This is a genomic window from Microbulbifer okhotskensis (assembly GCF_023895975.1).
Taxonomy (GTDB): domain Bacteria; phylum Pseudomonadota; class Gammaproteobacteria; order Pseudomonadales; family Cellvibrionaceae; genus Microbulbifer; species Microbulbifer okhotskensis.
Window position 1 is genome coordinate 1 of record NZ_JALBWM010000167.1, and the last position, 5,607, is coordinate 5,607.

The following is a 5,607-nucleotide window of genomic DNA, read 5'->3' on the forward strand; positions in this document are numbered from 1 at the left end:
TATTTTAGGTCTATTCTGTTCGTTTTTACACCGGTTTATATGGGACAGCCCTGGGGGGAACTGCGGACGGCGTTGAGATTAGCGCAAAATATATTGGTAATCGCCGCCTGATAGAAACGGCGGTTGCCACTCTGGCTACCGACCGCGCTCTACTACTGCTCGGTGTACCGGGTACGGCGAAATCCTGGGTATCAGAACACTTATCTGCTGCTATCTGCGGCAACAGTACAGTGTACGGCGGGAACTGACGAAAACCAGATTCGCTATGGCTGGAATTACGCACAGCTGTTGGCCAATGGGCCCAGCCGAGAGGCCTTGGTACCCACACCACTTTATCGCGCAATGGAGCAGGGCACACTCTGTCGCTTAGAAGAATTGACACGTATGGGATCCGATGTCCAGGACACCCTGATTACCGTGCTTTCAGAAAAAATGCTTCCCATCCCCGAGTTGAATGATACGGTCTACGCACAGCGGGGCTTTAATATTATTGCGACGGCTAATAACCGCGACAAGGGCGTTAACGAATTGTCATCGGCCTTGAAGCGCCGCTTCAATGTTGTGGTATTACCGCTGCCCGATGATATGAATGAAGAGGTCAGTATTATCTCCCGGCGGGTAGCCGAAATGGGCGAGAGTTTGGATCTGCCAGTACCGGCTAATGCTAACGCAGAAATTGAGCGGGTAGTGACTATTTTTCGCGAGCTGCGTGGTGGCGAAACTCTTGACGGCAAGGTCACTTTAAAAACGCCGTCCGGTAATTTGTCAACTGCCGAAGCGATTGCGGTCATGGTGGGAGGGTTGAGTCAGGCGAACTGGTTTGGTGATGACAAATTTAGTGCGGAGGATATTTCCAGCAACTTGGTGGGGGCTATTGTGAAAGATCCGGTGCAGGACAAAATCGTGTTGGAGGAGTATTTGGAAACGGTCTTGAAAAAGCGCCGTGATTTTTCCAGTTATTACCAAACTATGAACGAAGTGCTTTAAGGGATATTCCGTGTCCAAGGTGGATATACATTATTTTGGTATTCGGCACCATGGTCCTGGCTCCGCACGGAGGCTGGTAGCTGCGTTGGATCAGCTGAGGCCGAATAAGGTGTTGATTGAAGGCCCTGCAGATTGCAGTGACCTTTTACCCCTTTTAGCCAGTAGCCAAATGAAACCGCCGGTGGCGCTGTTGGCCTATGCGGCCGAATTACCTGGTTGCAGCCTCTACTATCCGTTTGTCGAATTCTCACCGGAGTACCAAGCGTGTCTATGGGCGGTTAAGCATGGGGTGGAAGTTAAGTTTATTGATCTGCCGGTCAATATTCAGTTAGCTCAATTAGTGCAAAGTAGAGTTGAAGCGGAGCAAGCTGAAAATAGCGATGACCCTGTGGCCGATGAGGTGGAACAGGAAGCGTCGGCTGACACCTCAGACCCTATAGGTTTACTGGCAAAATTGGCCGGTTATGAGGACGGTGAGGCTTGGTGGAATGATCTGATCGAACAGAACTGTGATAACAGTACTGAGATATTTGCCACAGTGGAATTGGCCATGACCGCGCTGCGCAGTGAAATCACAGAGACAGTACCGCTTTCTCAAAATGATTTGCAGCGCGAAGCCTACATGCGTTTGGAAATCGCGCGGGAGAAAAAGGAGGTGCAAGGCCAGATCGCCGTAATCTGTGGTGCCTGGCATGTGCCCGCGTTTCGTGAGAAGCACACCGCCAAAGATGACCGCACACTGACTAAATCCCTGCCTGCCAAGTTGTCCAAAAGCAAACTGAAGGCCACTTGGATACCCTGGACCTCGCCGCGATTGGCAATGGTTTCCGGTTATGGGGCAGGGGTTGCTGCGCCTATGTGGTATCAGCACATTTGGCGGGAAGGTACCGGCGAGCAGTGGCTGGAACTTTGGTTTGGTCAGTTGGCGAGGGAGTTACGCCAGAGTGGTCAGGTGGTTTCCACCGCTTCAGTGATTGAAGCAGTGCGCTTGAGCCGCAGTCTGGCCGCAGTGAGAAACCGTCCCGTTCCCGGTTTTGAAGAAATTATTGAGGCGACTGTATCCTGTCTCTGTTTTGGTGAGCGCTTGATATGGCAGCAAATAGAAAAGACGCTGTTGCTCGGTGAACAAGTGGGCTCTATTCCTGCGGATGGACCTTTGGTCCCGCTGTTGGAGGATCTGCAGCGCTGGCAGAAAAAAACCAAGCTGAAACCCACGGCGCTCGATAAAGAAATCTCGCTGGATTTGCGCAGTGACATAGGGCTTAACAAATCCACACTACTGCACCGCCTGGCTGTCTTGGAGGTCCCCTGGGGTGAATCCTCCGCTAGTGGAAAAAGTCGCGGCACCTTTCGCGAGAACTGGGTACTCAGCTGGCAGCCAGAGTATGCAGTAAAGCTGGTGGAAAACCTGGTCTACGGCTCCACCATTGAGCAGGCTGCCAACAATAAACTGATTGAATCGATTGCGGCTGAGGGCAACTTGAGGAAGTTGGCGGAAGCGGTACTCTTGGCACTTGAATCGCAGTTGCACAGGGCATCTGAAGCCGGTTTGCAGCAACTGTCCGAGCGGGCGGCACTGGCGAGTGATGGGGTAGAACTTCTCGATAGCCTGCCGTCGCTGGTGCAGGTTCAGCGCTATGGTACCGCTCGGGAAATACCGCTGGAGCAGGTAGCCGGACTGGTGCAGCGCCTAGCGCTACAAGCAGCTTTGGCGTTGCCTTACGCTTGCCGTAATCTCAACGATGAAGAGTCGCTGCGCCTGCGCAACAGCATCCACAGTGCTCACCAAGCACTCCAGTTGGCTGAGTCTGAAGAAGAGGTTATGGAGGGCTGGTGGCAAGCTTTTGAGCAGTTGGTGCATAGCCAAGTCTCTAGTTTGCAGGTGAGTGGCTTGTGTACGCGGCTTCTATACCAAGCCGGGAGAATCGATGGCCACAAATTGCAGCAGCTGCTGGAAAAGGCGCTTTCCCCAGCGGTTCCGGCTGCGGACGCAGCGCGATTCTTCGAAGGTTTTTTTGCAGAAGCGGTTGAGCGGCTGCTATATGACCCGGTGTTAATAGCGGCGGTGCAACGATGGTTGTTGCATCTGGATGAGGAAGCATTTATTGAGTATCTGCCCCTGTTCAGACGTGTCTTTTCCGACCTGGATGCTATGGAGCGCCGCCGTATGATGGAGCTGGTACTCGGAGCCAGAACTAATAATGTAGTGTCCAGCACAGTTAATTCGGCGGTCTTACCACAGTGGTCAGAGCAACTGTTGCGTATCGGCAAATTAATCCACAAGGACAAGACATGGGCGCAGTAAACGAAATGTCTGATGAGCAATCGCCCTGCGAGCAGGCCATTGATCAGGATCAGCAAAAAGAGCGTCGTTGGCGTTTGGTACTGGGGGCTGACGATAGTGATTCAGGGCTCTCTGAGAGAGATATGCGTTTGTCACAGGCGCTGAGTGCACTATACAGCAGCGGAGACTCTGGCGAGGGCGACGGGAAAAAAGGACGGGGAGGCTTGTCGCGTTCCTCGCCTCAGATCTCCCGCTGGCTGGGAGATATTCGCGAATTTTTCCCCACTTCTGTAGTGCAGGTAGTACAGCGTGATGCCTTCGAGCGGCTCGGTCTGAAGCAGATGTTGATGGAGCCCGAGTTTCTCTCGGCGATCGAAGCGGATGTCCATTTGGTTGCAGATCTGGTTAGTCTGCGCTCGGTAATGCCGGAGAAAACCATTGAGACTGCTCGGGTGGTAATTAAGAAGGTGGTTGACGATCTGATGGAGCGCTTGGAGAGAAAAACCACCGAAGCGGTTAGAGGCGCGGTAAATAAATCAAAGCGTAGCTTTAGGCCGCGCTTTTCCGATATCGATTGGCACAGAACCATTCAACAGAACCTCCGTCACTATCAGCACGATTACCGCACAGTGGTGCCGGAGAAGCTGGTAGGTTTTATGCGGCAAAGCCGCCGCCTGGCTGACCTGGACGAAGTGATTCTGTGTGTTGACCAGTCTGGTTCAATGGCGACCTCGGTGGTGTACAGCTCGATCTTTGCCGCAGTAATGGCCTCAATTCCAGCCGTTAAAACCAAGCTAGTCTGTTTTGATACCGCAATCGTCGATCTTACAGAGGATCTTGAAGACCCTGTCAGTGTTCTGTTTGGTATTCAGTTAGGCGGCGGTACAGATATTAATCAGGCCGTTGCTTACTGTGAAGATAAAATTGAACGCCCGGCCAAAACCCATTTGATTCTTATTACAGATCTTTACGAAGGGGGTGATGAAGAGGACCTTAAAGCGCGCGTTGCCAATCTGATCCGTCAGGATGTCAACGTAATTACCTTATTGGCACTCAGTGATGACGGGCGGCCATCCTACGATAAGGCGTTGGCTGAGGATTTTGCCGCAATAGGCTCACCGGTATTTGCTTGTACCCCAGATCAATTTCCTGAGCTGATGGCAACCGCACTACGGCGGGAAGATGTTCTTAGCTGGGCTGCGGATCAGGATATTAAGGCGATTCGACCAGCCGTGTGAAATTAGATAAATTTTGAAAGGTGAATAGGTGGCAGAGTACGCCTATTCACCTTTTTTTTGTGGCTCTCTGTGTTTTTTCTCTATTAATTGATAAATATGACTTTTAAGATTTACGAAAGATAATATTTTTTTGACATCTATTTCTAAATTATCTCAAACAAATTTCCTATTTGTTTAGGAGTAATTTCTCATGGTCCTTTCTTGTTGCTGGGTCAGAATCACTTAGGCATCCCTCCCTCAGGCTTTTAATAACGAACACAATGCTAAGGATGATCCCAATGGAACTGTGTAGTACTACTTTCTATAAAATCGCCTTATTCACTATGATCGGCATCTCTAATGTGTCAATTTCGGATGCTGTACTGGCAGATCATGTCGAGTGTGGAGATGTGATTACCTCCGCGCTGGTATTAGATGAGGATCTCGTGTGTGACATTAGTCCTGCGCTGACTGTGGTGGGCCCGGATGGGCGATTGGATATGAGCAGCAACAGTGTGCAGTGTGATGGCACAGCTGTGGGGGTTGTTCTTGAAGGAAGAGCCGCCCTATTGCGCGCAGGAAGCGTATCAGATTGTGATATAGGTATATCAGCAGAAGGGGATGGCTTTCACAATGTTCAGTCGATGACAACCTCTGCAAACAGTATTGCCGGAATTGAATTGGTAAGTAATAGTACCTATTTGACAGGCTCAACTTCCAAGAGTAATACAGGCTCTGGGCTGATCATTAGTGGTCAACGAAGTAATGTATTTCAGAATACCTTTGAGGAAAATAGTTTATCCGGAATCCAGATAGATGGGGATAGATCTTATGTAACAGAAAACTTCTGTTTCCAAAATGCAGGATCTGGCATTGTGCTTAATGATACAGACAATAGCTGGATTGTTGAAAATGCTTCAGAAAATAATGGTACTCCAGGAGCAGGGACTGCGGGCATTATTGTCAATGCATTTGATCAGCAATATAACCTGATAATCTTGAATGTGGGTATTCTCAATGTAGATTACGATGCACAGGACCTTAATAGTGATCCCTGTAATAGTACAATACTTCGGACAGTTTTAGGGGGCGAAATAGGTAGGAACCAAGGCCGGATAC

The 5,607-nt window shown here is 50.2% G+C and carries 4 protein-coding genes and 1 pseudogene; all 5 read left to right on the plus strand.

Annotated features, from left to right (window positions below; all coding sequences use genetic code 11):
• Window positions 1–155: 155 nt before the first annotated feature.
• Window positions 156–495, plus strand: a pseudogene (locus MO867_RS24435) (ATP-binding protein); the annotation flags it as partial.
• Window positions 496–585: 90 nt separating this feature from the next.
• The gene (locus MO867_RS24440) at window positions 586–987 is read left to right on the plus strand and encodes a hypothetical protein (protein WP_507161425.1); all 402 of its coding nucleotides are present in this window, start codon (window positions 586–588) and stop codon (window positions 985–987) included.
• A gap of 10 nt (window positions 988–997) precedes the next feature.
• Entirely contained in the window at window positions 998–3,292 is a 2,295-nt protein-coding gene (locus MO867_RS20130; protein WP_252472429.1) for a DUF5682 family protein, read from the plus strand.
• The gene (locus MO867_RS20135) at window positions 3,280–4,509 is read left to right on the plus strand and encodes a vWA domain-containing protein (RefSeq protein WP_252472430.1); all 1,230 of its coding nucleotides are present in this window, start codon (window positions 3,280–3,282) and stop codon (window positions 4,507–4,509) included. Before MO867_RS20130 ends, MO867_RS20135 begins: the two co-directional genes overlap by 13 nt.
• A gap of 479 nt (window positions 4,510–4,988) precedes the next feature.
• Window positions 4,989–5,607, plus strand: a 619-nt coding sequence (locus MO867_RS20140) for a right-handed parallel beta-helix repeat-containing protein (protein WP_252472431.1), incomplete at its 3' end; no start/stop codon positions are given.